General features: G+C 33.0%; 20 protein-coding genes. 17 read left to right on the top strand and 3 right to left on the bottom strand.

Features of this window, described 5'->3' with window-relative positions:
* From COJ46_RS24645 to COJ46_RS20195, 5 genes are all read left to right on the top strand, one after another.
* A partial coding sequence (locus COJ46_RS24645; protein ID WP_176527961.1) for a hypothetical protein occupies positions 1-244 on the top strand: 244 nt, incomplete at its 5' end.
* A gap of 242 nt (positions 245-486) precedes the next feature.
* Positions 487-1,260, top strand: coding sequence for a YhcN/YlaJ family sporulation lipoprotein (locus COJ46_RS20210; protein ID WP_097978903.1), 774 nt, complete (start codon positions 487-489; stop codon positions 1,258-1,260).
* 211 nt (positions 1,261-1,471) lie between these two features.
* Complete coding sequence (locus COJ46_RS20205; RefSeq protein WP_097978902.1) at positions 1,472-2,053, top strand: TetR/AcrR family transcriptional regulator; 582 nt, start codon at positions 1,472-1,474, stop codon at positions 2,051-2,053.
* Positions 2,054-2,080: 27 nt separating this feature from the next.
* On the top strand, positions 2,081-2,539 hold the full coding sequence (locus tag COJ46_RS20200) for a GNAT family N-acetyltransferase (RefSeq protein WP_286133680.1): 459 nt from the start codon (positions 2,081-2,083) through the stop codon (positions 2,537-2,539).
* A 189-nt stretch (positions 2,540-2,728) separates the two neighbouring features.
* Positions 2,729-3,238 carry a BofC C-terminal domain-containing protein gene (locus COJ46_RS20195; RefSeq protein WP_176522670.1) on the top strand — a complete coding sequence of 170 codons (510 nt, stop codon included), beginning with the start codon at positions 2,729-2,731 and terminating at the stop codon, positions 3,236-3,238.
* Between the two features lie 104 nt (positions 3,239-3,342).
* Here COJ46_RS20195 and COJ46_RS20190 read toward each other — a convergent pair whose 3' ends face one another.
* Positions 3,343-3,930, bottom strand: coding sequence for a GNAT family N-acetyltransferase (locus tag COJ46_RS20190; RefSeq protein ID WP_097978922.1), 588 nt, complete (start codon positions 3,928-3,930; stop codon positions 3,343-3,345).
* A gap of 188 nt (positions 3,931-4,118) precedes the next feature.
* Between COJ46_RS20190 and ruvA the strand changes: the two genes are divergently transcribed.
* The 6 genes from ruvA (at position 4,119) to yajC (ending at position 8,513) form a co-directional block, all read left to right on the top strand.
* Positions 4,119-4,736 (top strand): Holliday junction branch migration protein RuvA, encoded by a 618-nt coding sequence (ruvA, locus tag COJ46_RS20185; RefSeq protein ID WP_097978900.1) that lies wholly within the window; start codon positions 4,119-4,121, stop codon positions 4,734-4,736.
* A 5-nt stretch (positions 4,737-4,741) separates the two neighbouring features.
* Positions 4,742-5,743, top strand: a complete 1,002-nt coding sequence (gene ruvB / locus COJ46_RS20180) for a Holliday junction branch migration DNA helicase RuvB (protein ID WP_069035164.1) — start codon at positions 4,742-4,744, stop codon at positions 5,741-5,743.
* Entirely contained in the window at positions 5,740-5,937 is a 198-nt protein-coding gene (locus tag COJ46_RS20175; protein ID WP_056472616.1) for a DUF2905 domain-containing protein, read from the top strand. Before ruvB ends, COJ46_RS20175 begins: the two co-directional genes overlap by 4 nt.
* Before the next feature lie 87 nt (positions 5,938-6,024).
* The gene (gene queA, locus COJ46_RS20170) at positions 6,025-7,053 is read left to right on the top strand and encodes a tRNA preQ1(34) S-adenosylmethionine ribosyltransferase-isomerase QueA (RefSeq protein WP_097978899.1); all 1,029 of its coding nucleotides are present in this window, start codon (positions 6,025-6,027) and stop codon (positions 7,051-7,053) included.
* A 20-nt stretch (positions 7,054-7,073) separates the two neighbouring features.
* Positions 7,074-8,213, top strand: coding sequence for a tRNA guanosine(34) transglycosylase Tgt (gene tgt, locus COJ46_RS20165; protein ID WP_097978898.1), 1,140 nt, complete (start codon positions 7,074-7,076; stop codon positions 8,211-8,213).
* Positions 8,214-8,240: 27 nt separating this feature from the next.
* A complete protein-coding gene (gene yajC / locus COJ46_RS20160; protein WP_286133679.1) occupies positions 8,241-8,513 on the top strand; it encodes a preprotein translocase subunit YajC in 273 nt (90 codons plus the stop codon).
* A 248-nt stretch (positions 8,514-8,761) separates the two neighbouring features.
* Here yajC and COJ46_RS20155 read toward each other — a convergent pair whose 3' ends face one another.
* Positions 8,762-9,145, bottom strand: coding sequence for a TIGR04086 family membrane protein (locus COJ46_RS20155; RefSeq protein WP_069035161.1), 384 nt, complete (start codon positions 9,143-9,145; stop codon positions 8,762-8,764).
* Positions 9,146-9,368: 223 nt separating this feature from the next.
* On the opposite strand from COJ46_RS20155, the gene COJ46_RS20150 reads away from it, so the two are divergent.
* Positions 9,369-10,019, top strand: a complete 651-nt coding sequence (locus tag COJ46_RS20150) for a DUF421 domain-containing protein (protein WP_097978897.1) — start codon at positions 9,369-9,371, stop codon at positions 10,017-10,019.
* Between the two features lie 665 nt (positions 10,020-10,684).
* Here the strand turns inward: COJ46_RS20150 and spoVB are convergent.
* Positions 10,685-12,241, bottom strand: a complete 1,557-nt coding sequence (spoVB, locus tag COJ46_RS20145; protein ID WP_097978428.1) for a stage V sporulation protein B — start codon at positions 12,239-12,241, stop codon at positions 10,685-10,687.
* Positions 12,242-12,397: 156 nt separating this feature from the next.
* Between spoVB and COJ46_RS20140 the strand changes: the two genes are divergently transcribed.
* From COJ46_RS20140 to COJ46_RS20120, 5 genes are all read left to right on the top strand, one after another.
* Positions 12,398-12,676, top strand: a complete 279-nt coding sequence (locus COJ46_RS20140) for a post-transcriptional regulator (protein ID WP_097978429.1) — start codon at positions 12,398-12,400, stop codon at positions 12,674-12,676.
* Between the two features lie 102 nt (positions 12,677-12,778).
* A complete protein-coding gene (secDF, locus tag COJ46_RS20135) occupies positions 12,779-15,016 on the top strand; it encodes a protein translocase subunit SecDF (RefSeq protein WP_097978430.1) in 2,238 nt (745 codons plus the stop codon).
* Positions 15,017-15,150: 134 nt separating this feature from the next.
* On the top strand, positions 15,151-16,062 hold the full coding sequence (locus COJ46_RS20130) for a cation diffusion facilitator family transporter (RefSeq protein ID WP_097978431.1): 912 nt from the start codon (positions 15,151-15,153) through the stop codon (positions 16,060-16,062).
* Positions 16,063-16,101: 39 nt separating this feature from the next.
* The gene (gene recJ, locus COJ46_RS20125; protein WP_097978432.1) at positions 16,102-18,453 is read left to right on the top strand and encodes a single-stranded-DNA-specific exonuclease RecJ; all 2,352 of its coding nucleotides are present in this window, start codon (positions 16,102-16,104) and stop codon (positions 18,451-18,453) included.
* Positions 18,453-18,965 carry an adenine phosphoribosyltransferase gene (locus COJ46_RS20120; RefSeq protein ID WP_069035154.1) on the top strand — a complete coding sequence of 171 codons (513 nt, stop codon included), beginning with the start codon at positions 18,453-18,455 and terminating at the stop codon, positions 18,963-18,965. The genes recJ and COJ46_RS20120 overlap by 1 nt, the downstream gene beginning before the upstream one ends.
* Positions 18,966-18,969: the final 4 nt, after the last annotated feature.

Here is an 18,969-nt window from a genome sequence, read left to right as displayed (position 1 = left end):
AAACTTCCCACAAACATTGCCAGCGTATATGGGACCAAATGAAAATTTCCCACAAACATTGCCAGCTATGGACTATCCAAAGTTCCAAGGCGGACCAGTTGCTACACCGTATGCTACTGGACCGACTCCAATGTATCGTGATGCATCAGAACCTTATTTTGATCCAAATTCGCAATTATTTACTCCTTATGCACAAAATCAGTCTTCATACGGAGTGCCATATTTCGAGGAAGATGAACAATAAAGAATTTTATTTAAAAAGGCGATTAATTTTTAATCGTCTTTTTTTTATTTTCTATTTCAATACAGGAATTAATTGGTGTAGAAATTAAATTGACATGAAACAGCCTTTAAAGGCTACTTTTTTACTTAAAATGAGTTTCCAACCATCAATTAACAATTTAAAATCCACCTAAAAAGGTCAACCTAACTTTGTAATACAACTTTAGTATTACAATTGGCTATAATTAAAGGGAGGGTTTTATATTGAATAAAAAAGGTCTTATCGTTGCTACAGGTACGGTGCTAACAGCTTTAACATTATCTGCTTGTGGAACAAACAATAATGCTATGAATGACCATAAAAGAAATGTTGGTTATGAAAAAGTAAACTTCAATAGACCGACAAACCCTTATGCTGTTAATGATCGTTATGAAAACGTAAACTATCCTAATAACCAAGATTATTTCACAAAGAAAAATAATCACTACGGAAATGATCGTATAAATGAAGGTTTAAGTAGTGAGTATTCTAATGATGGCGTAATCCATGATGGAACATATGGAAGAAATGTCAACAATATGAATAGAAACTACACGATGGATCAAGTTCGTTATAATAACGATTTAAACACAGCTCCTCTTGTACCATATACAAATATTAGTACAAATACTAATATGAATGCTGGTGAACGAAAGTTTGCTGACCAAATTTCTAAACGAGTAGAACAAATGTCAAATGTTGCCAAAGCAAACACGGTAGCTGTTGGTGATCAAGTTCTAGTTGCAGTAGATTTAGTAAATAAAAATGTTGATGAAAGCGCATTTAGATCTAAAATCAAAGACGCTTTATCACCATACACGAGTGGTAAAAAAGTATATGTAACATTCGATGGTACAATAAGAAATAATTTAAATAACATTACAAATAATGTTCCTAATGCCACTAAAAATGTATTATACGATACAAAAGAAAATGTTAAACATATGTATCGTAATGTAAAAAATGATGTTAAGGATGCAACTAATCCAAACCGATAAAAATCAATTTTTTACATTGAAAAGGAAGAAGCCCTTGCTTCTTCCTTTTTTTAAGTGTTCAGGTTTTTGGGGTTGGATTTTACCAAGTTTAGTTACTAAGTTCTTAGAATAGTTAAATAATTCGTTTGATGAGGGTTAAACAATATGGTAAAGTGATTTTTATATTGACCAAAAGTTCGAAGTGGTCAATTGGTTAAAAAGAGAATTTGAGGTGAGTTTTTTGAAAAAGCAAAATATTTTACAAGCTGCCACAAAGTCATTTACCATCTTTGGCTATAAAGCAACTACAATGAGTCAAATCGCAAAACAGGCAAATGTTGGAAAGGGAACGATCTATACTTTCTTCAAAAATAAAGAAGAGTTGTTTGATGAAATCATCAATAATTTGATTAATGAAATGAAATTTTTAGCTGAACAATCCATTCGTGATGAAGATTCATTCATCGAAAAAGCACATAAAGGAATTGAAGTTTTTATTGCCTTTCATAATGAACATGAATTAACAATAAAGTTACTTCAGGAACAAAAAGAAATTGGAACAACTATCGTACATGATGCTTTAAAACGATTGAATCATTCAATCATTCTCTACATACAGAAAAAAATTGAAGAGGCAATTGCAAAGAAAGAAATTGTTGAATGTGATCCCGAAATAACCGCTTTGGTAATGTTTCGACTTTATACCACACTTAAAATCGATTGGGAGAAAGAGCACGAAGCACTAAGTCCTAAAAAAATTACTGAGTTATTTAACTTTTATATCCTAAATGGTTTATCAAAAGGGCATGATTAAGGGTTAGGGGATTAGGAGGAGAAAATTTTGATTGTTAAATTAGACAATAAAGACAGAAAAATGGCAAATTCAATTTTAAATGTACAGTTACCTGCATATAAGGTAGAGGCAAAGTTAATCAATTTTGAAGGAATACCACAATTAAAGGACAATGTTGAAAGTATTAGAGATTCCAAAGAAATCTTTATCGGTTATGTGATTGATAATGATTTAAAAGGATTTTTAGCCTATTCAGAGGGAAATAACGAATATCAAATATGTAGATTGGTAGTACATCCTATTTGCTTTAAGCGGGGGATAGCAAGAAAATTAGTTCATTATTTTTTAAATGAAATTGCCAAAAAGAAAAAGGTAATTGTTTCAACAGGATCAGATAACCTACCGGCCATTAACTTATATAAAACTTCTGGTTTTAAATTTCATAAGGAAATTGAAGTGGCACCTAATTTTTATATATCTCTATTTGAAAATACATCTAATCATTAAAGATAAAATTAAAATGTAAAAAAGATGATGATCATTAGCTTTCAACCCCCTTTCCTAAAGACAATTCTTTCGTTTTTTTGTTTAAAAGATTAATGGCCATTTAAAAAATTTTAAACATCTTGGATAAAGATAAAAGGAATGGTCAAACTAAAAAAGCTTGTATGAATTTGTCTAAAGGAGTGGATGTTTGTGAAAAAGTTCATTTTACTATTTGTTTGTTTACTAGCTTTATTAATACCGGCACAAACTGAAACATTGGCAGCTCATAATGATATTCATCATAGTTCCAACAAAAAGGGGATTACAATCATTTTACATAAAGTATATATAAACGGTGAAGTGATTGAGGAAATTTATATTAATCAACACAAAACTCTTGGGCAAGTGAAAAAAGAGTTTAAGGGTTGGAAAGTCATAGAAGAAAATGATGATCAAATCGTATTAATGAAAAAAATAAATGATCTTTCACCTACTTTAAAGTCGAAAGGTTATTTAGGAATAAATTCAAATGGAGTTTTGAACTTATATATTGGAGTGCCAAGTGGTAATAATATTATTGAATCTTTTTTTCAAATAGATACGAATAAATTAGAAGTTAACAAACAAAAGCAGCTTGAGAAAGGGATTAAAATTTCGACCAAAAATCATTACGAATATCTATTACATTACTTAAAAGAGTATGAAAGAATCGTAAATTGAACTTCGGAATTCGACTCTGGTCAAACCGTAACGACTAACTAAATATAAAAAATAATCCACAAAGGTGATTTATTTTCCTTGTGGATTTTTTGTATTTTTATGGTTCAAGTCATTTTTTCTATCTCGAACTTCCTTTTCCTGACCTTTTCCTGATCCCTTTCCCATTCACTTCGCAAAATTGAATAAACATAAGTATCATGCGCGGTACTTCCTTGTATTAAATACTCGCGTAGTAGACCCTCATTCGTAAATCCTATTTTTTCAAGGAGTTTTTGGGAAGGGAGATTTTCTGGATAAACGATTGCACCAATTCGATTTAGTTGGAGAACATCAAATCCATATGATAATAATGCTTTTAAAGCTTCTGTCGCAAAACCTTTTCTCCAATAGTCTGGGTGTAGCTCATAGCCAACTTCTGCCCTTTTGTTTCGTTCTTGGAGGGCATTAAATCCACATGTTCCGATTAATTTGTTTGTTTCATTATCAATCAACCCCCAACGGATGCCAATTCGTGTTTCATACATTTCTCTAAAATAATGAATTACGTCTAATACTTCACTACTATTTTTTAGTGCATCTAGTCCATAATATTTGGTGACATCTTCTCTTGATAAAATATTGAACATCCGATTAAGATCAGTGACTTTAATTTCTCTTAAATAAAGTCTCTCTGTAGTTAGAATTGGAAACATGTTCAAATCGAATGGCCTCCCTATGGTTAAGTATCGAGCTTTTAAATTTTTGCCATATTTTTTAGTCATTTTTATATGAACTTTTTAGTTAAATCATATGTATAAAATTTTTATTTTCGACAGCCGACTATTTTTTTCCTTCTTCTATCTATGGTACAATGGAATACATGTAAAAAGGGGAGAAAACCATGTACGAATACATAATTGGAAAGATAGAATGGGTTGGACCAGAATATATTGTAATTGATCATAATGGAATGGGCTATCAATTATTTACACCTAATCCATATGTTTTTAGACCTTCAAATGAAATCTTAAAAGTTTATACTCATCATTATGTACGAGAAGATGTTATGATGTTATATGGTTTTAAAACATTAGATGAACGTACTTTATTTCAAAAATTGTTAAGTGTATCAGGAATCGGTCCTAAAGGTGCCTTGGCAATTGTTGCGACTGGAGATCCAAATCAAATTGTTCATGCGATAGAAGAAGAGGACGAGGTATTTTTAACAAAATTTCCTGGTGTTGGTAAAAAGACAGCAAGACAAATGATCCTTGATTTAAAAGGAAAACTTGAAAAAGTCTTTGGAGCAGTACAAGTTGATTTATTTACTGACCTAGATGCTATAGAAGAGAAAGAAAGTGCAGCATCTTCATTAGATGATGCAATTGAAGCTTTAAAAGCATTAGGCTATGCGGAAAAAGAAGTTAAAAAGATCGTACCGTTATTAAAGAATGAAAAACTTTCAACTGATGAATATATTAAAAAAGCACTTCAATTACTATTGCAAGCTAAGAGGTGATGAAAATGGATGATCGAATTTTATCAAGTGAAAGCAGTGGCGAGGAATTTGATCAAGAGCTTTCACTAAGGCCTCAATCATTAAGGGAATATATAGGGCAAGATAAAGTTAAAAAGAATTTGCAAGTTTTTATTGAAGCGGCAAAAATGCGAAATGAGTCTTTAGATCATGTTCTATTATACGGTCCTCCTGGATTAGGTAAAACCACTTTAGCAGCGATTATTGCCAATGAACTAGGTGTTGGATTCAAAACGACTTCAGGACCAGCGATTGAACGTCCTGGAGATCTAGCAGCTATTTTGACTTCACTTCAACCAGGTGATGTATTATTTATTGATGAAATTCACCGACTGCCTCGAACAGTGGAAGAAGTACTTTACCCAGCAATGGAAGACTTTTTCTTTGATATCGTAATTGGCAAGGATGCAACTGCAAGGTCGGTAAGAATTGATTTGCCACCATTTACATTAATAGGTGCAACAACTAGAGCAGGTCTACTTTCTTCACCACTTAGAGATCGTTTTGGAGTATTAAATCGGTTAGAATTTTATACAGTTGAACAGCTAGCATTGATCGTTAAAAGAACAGCAGAGTTATTTGGAATGGAAATTGAAAATGACGCTGCTTTAGAGGTAGCTAGAAGGTCTCGAGGTACACCCCGAATTGCAAACCGTTTATTACGAAGGGTTAGAGATTTTGCTCAAGTTCAAGGGAGTGGAATTATTACCTTTGAAATAGCAAAAGACTCTTTAATTCAAATGCAGGTAGATGAAGCAGGTCTAGACCATATCGATCATAAATTGTTACTAGCTATTATTGAGCGATTTAAAGGCGGTCCTGTTGGGGTTGATACGATTGCAGCTTCGATCGGTGAAGAGTCACAAACGATTGAAGATGTATATGAGCCATATTTACTTCAAATTGGATTTCTTCAGCGGACTCCTAGGGGACGAATTGTTACTGATTTAACATACAAACATTTTGGGTTGCAGGTGCCGGAGCAATGATTGATTTGTCAAAAATTTTAATTACGTTAGGAATTATCTTATTAGTTGTTGGATTGTTTATTCGATTTGTAGGGAAACTTCCGGGCGATATTTTTATAAAAAAAGGAAATGTATCATTTTACTTTCCGATTGTAACATGTATTATCATAAGTATTTTACTTTCACTTATTTTTTCACTATTTGGGAGAAAATAAATGAGTAGGAATAAATAGAGTTTGGAAAAGGGAATTGTGGATAGCCTCCCTTTGTCCTTACTCCTGAAATTTATGAGGTGTATAAAAATGGATGTAAATTTATTTGATTTTGATTTACCTGAAGAATTGATTGCTCAGACTCCTTTGTTGGACCGTGAAGCATCGAGACTTATGGTATTACATAAAGACTCTGGCAATGTAGAGCATAAACAGTTTCCAGATGTGTTAGATTATTTACAAGAGGGCGACTGTTTAGTTTTAAATGAAACAAAAGTCATGCCTGCTAGATTATTTGGTGTGAAAGAAGATACAGGTGCTCAAATTGAAGTATTATTACTTCAACAAGAAGAGCAGGATGTATGGGAAACATTAGTTAAGCCTGCTAAAAGAGTAAAAGAAGGTACAATCATTTTATTTGGAGATGGCAGATTAAAGGCAGAATGTGTAGGTTCAAGTGATCAAGGTGGAAGAAAATTAAAATTCCAATACGATGGAATTTTTTATGAGATCTTAGACCAACTAGGTGAAATGCCGCTTCCTCCATATATTAAAGAAAAATTAGAAGATAAAGATCGTTATCAGACTGTATTCGCAAAAGAAATTGGTTCAGCGGCGGCACCTACGGCAGGTTTACATTTTACAAAAGAACTCTTAGCTAAAGTTCAAGAAAAAGGTGTAAAGTTAGCATTTATTACATTGCATGTAGGGTTAGGTACATTTAGACCGGTAAATGTAGAGTCCATTGAAGAACATGATATGCATTCAGAATACTACTATATGTCTGATGAAACGGCTAAACTGTTAAATGAAACGAAAGCAAACGGTGGTAGAGTCATTACTGTTGGAACAACTTCTACACGAACAGTTGAAACGATTGCTACGGCAAATAACGGTAAGTTTGAAGGGTCTAGTGGTTGGACGTCTATCTTCATTTTCCCAGGATATAAATTTATGGGAATTGACGGGATGATTACGAACTTCCATTTACCAAAATCAACTCTAATTATGCTAATTAGTGCTTTAGCTGGAAGAGAACCAGTTTTATCTGCTTATAAAGAAGCAGTAGATCAAAAATATCGCTTTTTTAGCTTTGGCGATGCAATGTTAATACTTTAAGAATTGAAAGGAATCGAAAAATGACAGCAATTCGTTATGAACATATTAAAACTTGTAAGCAAACAGGTGCGAGATTAGGAATTGTCCATACTCCACATGGTTCATTTGAAACTCCAGCATTTATGCCTGTTGGAACTTTAGCCACTGTTAAAACAATGTCTCCTGAAGATTTAAAAGCAATGGGATCAGGTATTATTTTAAGTAATACTTACCATTTATGGTTAAGACCAGGACATGAGATTATTAAAAAAGCTGGTGGCTTACATAAATTTATGAACTGGGATCGAGCAATCTTAACAGATTCAGGTGGATTCCAAGTATTTAGCTTAAGTCAATTCCGAAAAATAGAAGAAGAAGGCGTACATTTCAGAAATCACTTAAATGGCGATAAATTATTCCTTTCACCTGAAAAGGCGATGGAAATTCAAAATGCATTAGGTTCTGATATCATGATGGCGTTTGATGAGTGTCCACCATACCCTGCTGAGTATGATTACATGAAACGTTCAGTTGAAAGAACTAGCAGATGGGCAGAGCGTTGTTTAAATTCTCACCAAAGACCAGAGGATCAAGGATTATTTGGTATTGTACAAGGTGGAGAATACGAAGAACTTCGTAAACAATCCGCAAGAGACTTAGTTTCTTTAGATTTCCCAGGCTATGCAATTGGTGGATTATCAGTTGGTGAACCAAAGGATGTAATGAATAGAGTTTTAGAATTTACGACTCCTTTACTACCAACGGATAAACCAAGGTATTTAATGGGGGTAGGTTCTCCTGACTCATTAATTGATGGTGCAATTCGTGGAGTGGATATGTTTGACTGCGTACTTCCTACGCGTATTGCTCGAAATGGTACATGTATGACGAGTGAAGGTCGATTAGTAATTAAGAATGCAAAATATGCAGAGGACTATTCTCCACTTGATCCTAATTGTGATTGTTATGCATGTAAAAACTACACACGAGCATATATCCGTCATTTAATCCGATGCGAAGAGACGTTTGGAATGCGTTTGACTACTTACCATAACTTACATTTTCTGTTACAATTAATGGAACAAGTTCGCCAAGCAATCCGCGAAGACCGTTTAGGTGATTTCCGAGAAGAGTTTTTTGAACAATACGGTTTTAATAAGCCGAACGCTAGGAACTTCTAAAATTTACATATTGAAAGGAAGATTAAGATGGGTAATGGTTTAATGGGGATTTTACCTCTAATATTAATGTTCATAGTTTTCTACTTCTTACTAATCCGTCCACAACAAAAGCGTCAAAAGCAAACAGCTAATATGCAAGCTGGAATTAGCAAAGGCGATATGGTTGTAACAATCGGTGGATTACACGGTTTAGTTGATGCTGTTAACGAAGAAAATAATACAATTACTTTAAAAACTACTGATGGATCACGTATGGTATTTGAAAAAAGCGCAATTCGTGAAACAAGAACACAAGCTTAATTTTAATTAATTGTATCGTAAGAAACGCTAGTTCCATTTCGGAAACTAGCGTTTTGTTTATTTTGTAAGAAATTTAAATTAGTGTTCTAGACAAAACCCAAAAAAGTTGAGATTAGACTGATTGCAAGCGTTTGTCTTTCGAGGCGCGAAGCCTGATGAGGAGCGGAGTTACCTTAGAAGGTAATGAGCACCGCGCAGGCAGGCGAAGAAACGAAGAAAGCGAGCGTTTTCGGGCAGTCTGAGACTGATTATTTATTATAAGATTTATTACTTGCTGCATTCACTCCAAAAATTGACCCTAACATACAAACACCTAAGAAGATCCCATGATACATTATTTGTTCCTGTGAAAAAGTTCGGTCATAGCCAAGAAACTGTACAAAAAATACAAAAATAGAATACGCCCCACTCGTTAGTAATCCAAGAATCCAACCCTTTTCTTTCCCTTTCGCTCCTGTAACAAAACCACCAATTAACATAACGATAAATGATAGGATAAGAGTTGTTGTTGTGACACTTGCTTCTGTAAGTGAAGTTAGTTTAAGTAATAATGATAAAATCAAACTAATTGACAATACTAATAATAGAATAGTTAAAAAGCCAAAAGAGACAGCTACAGCTGTTTTTTTCATTCATATTCCCCCTTGTACACTCTTTTAATACAAGCATATTCATGAGATGAATTTTTAGAATACTTATAGGGCAATTACAAATAGTAAAATTATAAATAAAATTCTACTATTATTTTCTTTATGGAAAATTAGTTGTATTTTAACTCATATTTACAGGTATTAAGTGCTAGCTAAAGAACATGTTTTTTAAAATCAACAAGTTTTGGATGTGAGGGTAAGAAAAATGGAATTAGGTTCTATGACGATTCGGACGATTTCAATCTATTTAATCATTGCACTTTTCTTTCGATTAATGGGTAAAAGAGAAATTGGGGAGTTAAGTTTGTTAGATTTGGTAGTATATATTTTGTTAACTGAAATAGCAGCTATCGGAATTGAAACCCACAATGAACCGATTATAAAAGTGATTTATCCAATGTTTTTAATTGTGGTTATACAAATAATTTTTTCTCTTATCTCATTAAAAAGTGTTATGTTTAGAAAAATATTAGATGGACATCCAGTATTAATTATTAGTAAGGGAAAAGTACTAGAGAAAGAGATGAAAAAACAGAGATACACATTTGATGATCTATTACTACAACTAAGAGAGAAGGATATTGGGGATGTTAGGGATGTTGATTATGCATTACTAGAGCCTACAGGAAAATTATCAATATTTAAAAAAGAAATAAACGGTGATATAAACTATAGTTCACTCACATTTCCATTAATATTAGACGGTGTCGTTCAAGAAGATAATTTAAATCAGTATTATAAAGATAAACAATGGTTATTAGAGCAGTTAAAAAAACATGGCTATGATGATTTTAAACAAGTATCTTATTGCAGCTTACGAGGCGGAGAAATATTTTTTGATAAAAAAGACGAATAATGAAGGATCTAGGGTTGTATCTGCAGTGGAAATTAACCAACATATACATAAAAGAAAATTAATAAACCACAAAGCACATTTAATTATTTTGTGGTTTCAGAGTTTTGAAATATAAAACGGTCAGTAACAAGACGTACATTAAGTGAACATTTTAATGATTAAATTATCAATTTTGGTGAGAAATTAATGATTTTAAATGTTAATATGTTTGTGCAGTTATATATATCAACGAACTCTAGGAATTGATTATTATTGATTAGTTAAAAATAAATAAGAGCTAACTCATAGAAAAACAATTTCAAATGATTATTATAATACGTTGGTGTTCGATCTTAATTGACCTACAAACTGAATAACGCTACCCTTAGTAATGGATATTAAATTAGGTTTTTTAGTGTAAACTTTTTTTGATGAAAAAGTTGATTGGAACGGAAGGATGCTCGACTCCTATGGGATTAGCGGGAAGGCTGAGACCCCGCAGGCTTGCCGAGGAGGCTCAGGTCTCGCCCCATGGAAAGCGAGCATCCTGNNTGTAGTGGAAATCAACATCAATCAACTCCTTTACGAAAATTTGATAACTAGTTTACAAAAGTGTTTTTCAACAGAGTGAAACCACAAAGTGTATTATTACTTTGTGGTTTTGTTATGATCTATTCTATTGTCAATTATCTTGTAATTAGCTTTTTAAAAAATGGGATTCGGATGATCTCATCTTTCTTAACTAGGTTAAATAATAAAATTAATAAGATATACATTAATGTAACAACAGAAATACTCACTAAGGTTTGTACTAATAATGAAGGTGAAAAAACTACATATTCTTTGATGAATTTTCCGACATAAATACAAATTCCTAAAATGATTAGACAATAAACATAATCCTTAACAAAAATTGAAAAGTTGATGGCCTTTAATACAGTGAAATAGTGAAGAACTGTTATTGTTACAATGCTAATATTCATAGCTAAGGCAACACCGTTAATACCGAACTTTGGATTTGTAGCTAGTAATAAAATACTAGCGATTTTAACGACTGAACCGACAAAGCTATTTATCATAGCTGAATTTGCAAGATTAAGTGCCTGCAATACAGCTTGTAGTGGTCCTTGGAAATAGTAAAATATAAAGCATGGTGCTAAAAGTAATATAAAATTCGTAGCTTGGTCACTTTTGTACATTAGTGTTAAAATCGGTGAAGCAAAGACGTATAAAATGACAACAGACCAACCACCAGCAATCATTGAGTAACGTAGTGCTTGTTGCAATCTTCTTTCAACAGTTACACGATCTTTTTTGGCCATTGCTTCACTAATCGCTGGCACAAGTGCAGTAGATAGTGCATAAGTAATAAACGCTGGTAAAAGTAAAAGTGGTAAAGCGTATCCTGCAAGTAATCCATATTGTTTTGTTGCAACAGCTGCAGTTACCCCTGCAATCGCTAAACTTTGTGAGACAACGATTGGTTCTAAAAACATTGATATTGAACCAATTAAACGACTTCCAGTTGTTGGTAATGCAATACTTAATAGATCGCTAAGCGTTTTTCTTCCATCTTTAATATTGTTCTTAAATCCAGAAATGAACTTTGCATTTTTTTCTTTCTTAAAAACATAAAGCATATAAATTAAAGAAGCTAATTCTCCTAATACTGAAGAGATAATGGCGCCACTAGCGGCAAATTCAACTCCATATGGTAAAAAAGTTTTAGTACAAACTGCAACTAGTACAATACGAACAACTTGTTCAATAACTTGGGAAAAGGAAGAAGGGCGCATATTCTGTACGCCTTGAAAATATCCGCGTAAAACTGATGAGATTGCGATAATTGGAACAACCGGAGCGATGGCAATTAATGGGTACATAGTCCTTGCATCCGTTAATAAGTTTTTAGCGATGAAAGGGGATAAAAAGATCATTGCAGTAGTAAAAATAATACTTAAAATGCCAGTTATTGACATTGAAACAGCTAAAATCTTTTTTATCCGATCTTGTCTATTTTGAGCAACTGCTTCTGCAATTAATTTTGAGATGGCAATTGGTAGGCCGAGCTGTGTTAGTGTCATGACCAAAAATAGTGTTGGTACTGCCATCATAAATAATCCTACGCCTTCTTCACCCATAATTCTTGCTACAACAATACGATTAAAAAATCCTAATATTCTTGTGATGAGCCCTGCAATAAGTAAAAAAAACGTTCCTCTTAAAAACGTTTGCTTTGTCATTACTTTTACCACCTTCTCAAACAGCCTAGAATGATTTACAATTATATATATGCTAGAAATGTAGGCAAGCATGACAAGTTAGTTCAACATCTAGGAAATGAATGTGAAGGTCTAAAATCATTTTTCTAAAAATACAGAAAATTAGGAGGGAAGAGTATGTCGACTTTTCATCAACAAGCTGCAGAATTTAAACCACAGCTACAGGTAGTAATTGAAAGTAAACTGGATGAATTTAGAATGCTTGGATTCGATACTGTCAGTGAGGATGACTTATGGGAATGCCTCGAAAGAACTATATGGCGAAAGAAAGAGGATGAACCAAAGCTTTTTCAACTGGTAGAAGACATACTCTCATTAACTGTAAACGATTATATGAATTATATTCGAATCGAAGCATTTAAATCACCTACTTGGCAGTTTGGTGAGTCAGTTTAACCATTAATTGACAATAAAAAAATTGCATTTGTATAATATAAGAATGAAAACATACCATTTTCGTACTAGAACTTGAACTAGTTAGAGGAGGAAATTCACAACATGGTGAAGCGTAACAGGATTGTTGCCTTCTTCTTAATTATTGCTGTGTTAGCAGCAGTAATTGGCACAACTGTATTTGGTACCGCGAAAAATATTAAACTTGGTCTGGATTTACAGGGCGGGTTTGAGGTGCTTTACAAAGTTAAGCCGATTAAGAAAGGCGATAAAATTAACAAAAATGTTTTAGTAAGTACAGCAAAAGCTCTTGAAAAACGTGTAAACGTATTAGGAGTAAGTGAACCAAACATTCAAATCGAAGGGAAAGATCGTATTCGTGTACAATTAGCTGGTGTAAAAGATCAAGCTAAAGCACGTGATATTCTTTCTACGGAAGCGAACTTAACAATTCGTGACGTAAATGATAAGGTTCTAATGACTGGAGCGGATTTAAAAGAAGGCGCTTCAAAGCAAACATTTGACCAAATGGGTAAACCTAGTGTATCAATCACATTTAAGGATGCTTCTAAGGTTAAAGATGTTACAAGTAAAGTGTTAAAAATGGGTGCTCCAAATAATATGATGGTTATTTGGTTAGATTTCAAAGAAGGAGAAGACTCTTTCAAAAAGGAATCTGCAAAAGCAAAGCCTAAATTCTTATCTGCAGCTAGTGTAAATCAAGTATTTACCGACGATTCACTTTCAATTGTTGGTTCTACTTTCACAGTTGAAAGTGCAAAAGAACTTTCAGATTTATTAAATGCAGGGGCTCTTCCAGTACACCTTGAAGAAATGTATTCAACATCAATCGGTGCAAAATTTGGTACAGATGCTTTACATGAAACAATTTTTGCTGGAATTATTGGTGTATCAGTTATTTTCTTATTTATGCTTTATTTCTATCGCTTACCAGGTTTAATCGCAAGCATCATGTTAATGGCTTATACTTATGTAACATTACTTGTATTTGACGGCATGAATGCTGTATTAACACTTCCAGGTATTGCGGCATTAATACTTGGTGTTGGTATTGCGGTTGATAACAATATTATTACTTTTGAGAGATTGAAGGACGAGCTTAAATTAGGAAAATCAGTTGCATCTGCGTACCGTGCAGGTAATCAGCGTTCATTTGGAACGATTTTTGATGCAAATATTACAACTTTACTTGCTGCTGTAGTATTGTTCTCATTCGGTACAAGCTCAGTAAAAGGATTTGCAACAAGTTTAATTGTTAGTATTTTAGTAAGCTTTTTAACTGCAGTATTCGGTACTCGTTTATTACTTTCATTATTAGTTCAAAGTCGTTACTTAAATAATAAGAAGACATGGTTTGGTATTAAACAAAGTGAAATTCTTGGTTTAAATCATAACTTAGCACACCCTCCTACAAAATATGATAAAGTCGATTTTGTAAGCGTTGGTCGAAAATTTGTTTATTTTTCAATTGTTACATTAGTAGTTGGGGTTATTCTACTTTCTATTTTCCGATTAAATTTAGGAATTGATTTTGCAAGTGGTACACGTGTAACATTTGAATCAAAATCAGCTGTTACAAAACAAGTTGTTAATGATGAAATTTCAAAAATGAACTTGAAGCCTGAAAGTATTACTGTTTCTACAAATGATGCAAAAACAGGTTCAATCGTATTTAAAGGTGTATTAACAAAAGATCAGATTAATGATTTGAAAAAGGATTTTACAGCTAAATTTGGGGTAGAACCAAACGTAAGTACTGTTGATCCAGTTGTTGGTAGAGAATTAGCAGCTAATGCTATTAAAGCACTAATTATCGCATCAGCAGGTATTATTCTTTACGTAACATTACGTTTCCAATTCTCATATGCGATTGCTTCAGTAATTGCCCTACTACATGATGCATTCTTCATTGTTGTAGTATTTAGTGTTTTTAGATTAGAAGTAGATATCACTTTCATCGCAGCGGTACTAACGATTGTTGGTTATTCGATTAATGACTCGATCGTTACATTTGACCGAGTTCGTGAAAATATGAAGCTTAAGAAGAAAATTCGTTCTAGAGAAGAATTGAAACAAGTTTTAAATGAATCAATTCGTCAAACTTTAGGCCGATCTGTTAAAACAGTTCTTACTGTACTATTAGCAGTACTTGCATTGCTTTTATTCGGAAGTCATGCGATTCTTAACTTCTCACTTGCATTATTAATCGGTTTAGTTGTTGGAACATATTCTTCAATCTTTATCGCTTCACAAATTTGGTTATTTATTAAAGGTCGCCAACTTGATAAAAACCAAGTAATTGATGTTGAAGAAGCTAAATAAACAAAAAAGAGTATAGGCTATTGCTTATACTCTTTTTTGTATTAAATTCATTATGATTTGAAGATACTAATATAATGTGTTAATAATGATAAGTGTGTTTTTTAGAGTTAGAAAAAGGGAAGTAGGTAAAGTATATGGAACAGGAAGAGCGTTATAAGGAAGCCAGGAAAGGGGCTTATATCGGAATATATGGAAATTTACTTCTAGCAATTGTTAAAGCAGTTATCGGATATATTGGAAATAGTAAAGCGTTAATGGCCGATGCAGTACATTCTGCGTCAGATGTGGTCGGTTCGATAGCGGTTTTATTTGGTTTAAGAGCTGCGAAAATGCCTCCAGACGAGGATCATCCTTATGGACATGGTAAAGCTGAATCAATCGCTGCAATTATTGTTGCCGTACTTTTATTTATCGTTGGAATTGAAATAACTAAATCCTCTATAACCGCGTTTTTTAAACCAGTTCATCCACCAGAGTTAATCGCTTTATTAGCAGCTTTTATATCTATATTTTTAAAAGAATGGATGTTTCGCTATAAATATGCTTTAGGGAAAAGGTTAAATAGTGACGCAATCATCGCTAATGCATATGAACATCGCTCTGATGTATACTCATCTGCTGCAGCTATGGTTGGTATTGGTATTGCAATTTTAGGTACTAAATTTAATATGCCAGTACTTTTATATGCAGACCCTGCGGCTGGGCTTATTGTAGCAATTATGATTTTAAAAATGGCTTGGGATATAGGAGCAGAATCAATACATACAACAATGGATCATGTCCTTCATGAAGAAGATATTGAACCATATAAAGAAATCGTTAAAAACGTAGAAGGTGTTAAAGAGATAAATTCTCTCTATGCAAGGGAACATGGCTATTACGTCATAATCGATATAAAAGTCTCAGTAGATCCATATATAACGGTTGAAGAAGGACATAAGATTGGTAAAAATGTTAAAGCAAAGTTGATGGAACAAAAAGATGTGGAAAATGTTTTTGTCCATATTAATCCATATAATGATAAAAATAACTCTTTCATCCAATAAGTTTACTTTAGTATAATAGTACAGTTAGGGGTGAGAGTATTGTTAAAGTCAAAAGCACGTTGGAAACCGAAATTATCGAATCACCAAGAAGAGCAATTATTAAGTAAAGAATTACAGATTTCCCCTCTATTAGCTAAACTACTTGTTACTCGTGGATTTAATACAGTAGATGCAGCAAGTAAGTTTTTATATGAAGATCAAATGAGCTTTCATGACCCGTTTTTATTAGAGGGTATGGATATTGCAATTGACAGAGTATTTCAAGCGATTGAAGAAAATGAAAAAATATTAATTTTTGGCGATTATGATGCAGATGGAGTTAGCAGTACTTCAGTATTGTATTTAACATTAATCGAACTAGAAGCAAAAGTAGATTTTTATATACCTAATCGTTTTACTGAAGGGTATGGTCCAAATAAGAATGCATTTAAATGGGCGAACGAACAAGGTTATTCATTAATCATTACTGTAGATACAGGTATTTCAGCAGCTGAGGAAGTTAATTTTGCAAATGAACTAGGTATGGACGTAATTATTACGGATCATCATGAACCACCAGAGGAATTACCAAATGCTATTGCAATTATTCATCCAAAGCTAAGTCCTAGCTATCCTTTTAAAGAATTAGCAGGTGTAGGAGTTGTGTTTAAATTCGCTTCCGCATTATTAGGTAGGGAGCCAGAGGAATATTTGGAACTAGTTTCGATTGGGACGGTTGCTGATTTAGTACCTTTAGTTGATGAAAATCGTTTAATCGTAAAAAAAGGTGTAAGGCAACTGAAGCAAACTCAACGTGAAGGACTAAGAGCTCTTTTAGAGATTAGTGGAACTACAACAGATTCAATTACGGAAGAAACAATTGGATTTGCAATTGGTCCTAGAATTAACGCAGTTGGTAGACTCGGTGATGCTAAGCCTGCAGTAGACTTAGTTTTAGAAAATGATCGAGCACTTGCTAAAAAAAGAGCAGAGCAAATTGAAATTCTAAATAAGGAACGACAAGAATTAGTTTCACGTATGACAGAAGAGGCAATTAAGCAAGTTAACGAACTTGATTCATCTTGTTCAAATAAAGTAATTATTGTCGCAAAAGAAGGTTGGAATGCAGGGGTAGTTGGAATCGTTGCTTCGAAATTAGTTGATCGCTTTTACAAACCAGTAATTGTTCTAAGTATTGATCATGAAAAAGGAATAGCAAAAGGTTCTGCAAGGAGTATTGAAGGTTTTTCTCTATTTGAAAACTTAACAAAATGTAAAGATATTTTACCTCATTTTGGAGGTCATACACTTGCTGCTGGTATGACATTGGCTATTGAAGATGTCGAGCTATTAAGACAACGATTAAATGAATATGCAGATCTAATTATGACAGATGAAGATTTTATCCCATTAAAAGAAGTGGATTTAAAATGTCAGGCTAGTGAAGTTTCAATCTCATTTATTAATGAATTAAATATGCTGGCTCCTTTTGGTATGCATAATCCAAAACCTGTTTTAGAAATAAACGAGGTTGATGCTCTAAATATTAAACAAATCGGTAATGAAGGTGCACATCTTAAAGTACAACTAAAAGATGACGTTACATTCCTTGATGCTGTAGGGTTTGGATTTGGACATGTTGCTAATGAAATTGCAAGTGGGTCAAAAATTTCCTGCTTAGGAATGGCTTCTATTAACGAATGGAATGGTAAACGAAAGCCACAGTTAATGATTCATGATATTAAAGTAAATCATTGGCAGTTATTTGACTTAAGAGGTCAAGAGCCACATCGATTAACTTTACCTAATACTGAAGAAAAATTCATATTTTTACATCAATCATCAAATGAATATGAAAATTTAAAGACTAAATATCCTATTTCTACGTTTGTTGCATATGAAGATGTACTAAACTTAGATATTAATATACAAAATAATTATGTGATCCTACTTGATTTACCTAGTTCTGAAAATGATTTGAAAGAGGTTTTTCGAAAAGGGTTATCAGAACGGATCTACTTAATTTTTAATCAAGAAGAATTACATTTCTTCTCACCAATTCCGAGTAGAGAAAGTTTTAAAAAATTCTATTCAATCTTAGCAAATACCAATCCATTTGACATGAACATGTATGAAGTGGCATTATGTCGTAAGATGGGATGGAAAAAAGAACAAGTCGATTTTATGACAAAGGTGTTTTTTGATTTAGAATTTGTTACAATAGAGGATGGAAAAATTCGTTTGTTGCCACAAACTGAGAAGAAAGATCTCTCTTTATCTAATACGTATGCAAAAAAATTAGCTAGTATTGAACTAGAACGTTTGTTTCTGTACTCAAAATGTGATGAATTAACTACATTTTTTCAAAATATGAAAAGTCATTTTTCCGAAAATGGGGAGGCACTTATTTAATGAATTTAAAAGATTATATAACGATCGTACCGGACTGGCCAAAAGAAGGCGTACAGTTTAAAGATATTTCATCATTAATGAATGATGGAAAAGCTTATAAAGAAGCAACTGATCAAATCGTAGCTTATGCGAAAGAAAAAGATGTTGATTTAGTAGTTGGACCAGAAGCTCGTGGATTTATCGTTGGTTGTCCAATTTCTTATGCTTTAGAAATTGGTTTTGCACCTGTTCGTAAACCAGGTAAATTACCTCGTGAAGTTATTAGCTACAATTACGATTTAGAATATGGTACAAATACGTTAACAATGCATAAAGATGCTATTAAACCAGGTCAACGTATTCTGATCACTGATGATTTATTAGCTACTGGTGGTACGATTGAAGCTACAATCAAACTAGTTGAAGAATTAGGTGGAATTGTAGTAGGAATTGCTTTCTTAATTGAGCTTTCTTACTTAGAAGGTCGTAAAAAATTAGAAGGCTATGATATATTTACACTAATGACATATTAATTTT

This window comes from Bacillus sp. AFS077874, from assembly GCF_002566505.1.
Classification (GTDB): Bacteria; Bacillota; Bacilli; order Bacillales; family Bacillaceae_G; genus Gottfriedia.
The sequence above is the reverse complement of the archived record's forward strand: the minus strand, read 5'-3'. Positions and strand labels throughout refer to the sequence as shown.

What these genes read in the sequence shown, in the direction of transcription:
- COJ46_RS20190 (WP_097978922.1), bottom strand. Translation starts at nt 3,930, where the DNA reads ATGTTTCCAATTCTAACTACAGAGAGACTTTATTTAAGAGAAATTAAA.
- ruvA (WP_097978900.1), top strand. Translation starts at nt 4,119, where the DNA reads ATGTACGAATACATAATTGGAAAGATAGAATGGGTTGGACCAGAATAT.
- ruvB (WP_069035164.1), top strand. Translation starts at nt 4,742, where the DNA reads ATGGATGATCGAATTTTATCAAGTGAAAGCAGTGGCGAGGAATTTGAT.
- COJ46_RS20175 (WP_056472616.1), top strand. Translation starts at nt 5,740, where the DNA reads ATGATTGATTTGTCAAAAATTTTAATTACGTTAGGAATTATCTTATTA.
- queA (WP_097978899.1), top strand. Translation starts at nt 6,025, where the DNA reads ATGGATGTAAATTTATTTGATTTTGATTTACCTGAAGAATTGATTGCT.
- tgt (WP_097978898.1), top strand. Translation starts at nt 7,074, where the DNA reads ATGACAGCAATTCGTTATGAACATATTAAAACTTGTAAGCAAACAGGT.
- yajC (WP_286133679.1), top strand. Translation starts at nt 8,241, where the DNA reads ATGGGTAATGGTTTAATGGGGATTTTACCTCTAATATTAATGTTCATA.
- COJ46_RS20155 (WP_069035161.1), bottom strand. Translation starts at nt 9,145, where the DNA reads ATGAAAAAAACAGCTGTAGCTGTCTCTTTTGGCTTTTTAACTATTCTA.
- COJ46_RS20150 (WP_097978897.1), top strand. Translation starts at nt 9,369, where the DNA reads ATGGAATTAGGTTCTATGACGATTCGGACGATTTCAATCTATTTAATC.
- spoVB (WP_097978428.1), bottom strand. Translation starts at nt 12,241, where the DNA reads ATGACAAAGCAAACGTTTTTAAGAGGAACGTTTTTTTTACTTATTGCA.
- COJ46_RS20140 (WP_097978429.1), top strand. Translation starts at nt 12,398, where the DNA reads ATGTCGACTTTTCATCAACAAGCTGCAGAATTTAAACCACAGCTACAG.
- secDF (WP_097978430.1), top strand. Translation starts at nt 12,779, where the DNA reads ATGGTGAAGCGTAACAGGATTGTTGCCTTCTTCTTAATTATTGCTGTG.
- COJ46_RS20130 (WP_097978431.1), top strand. Translation starts at nt 15,151, where the DNA reads ATGGAACAGGAAGAGCGTTATAAGGAAGCCAGGAAAGGGGCTTATATC.
- COJ46_RS20120 (WP_069035154.1), top strand. Translation starts at nt 18,453, where the DNA reads ATGAATTTAAAAGATTATATAACGATCGTACCGGACTGGCCAAAAGAA.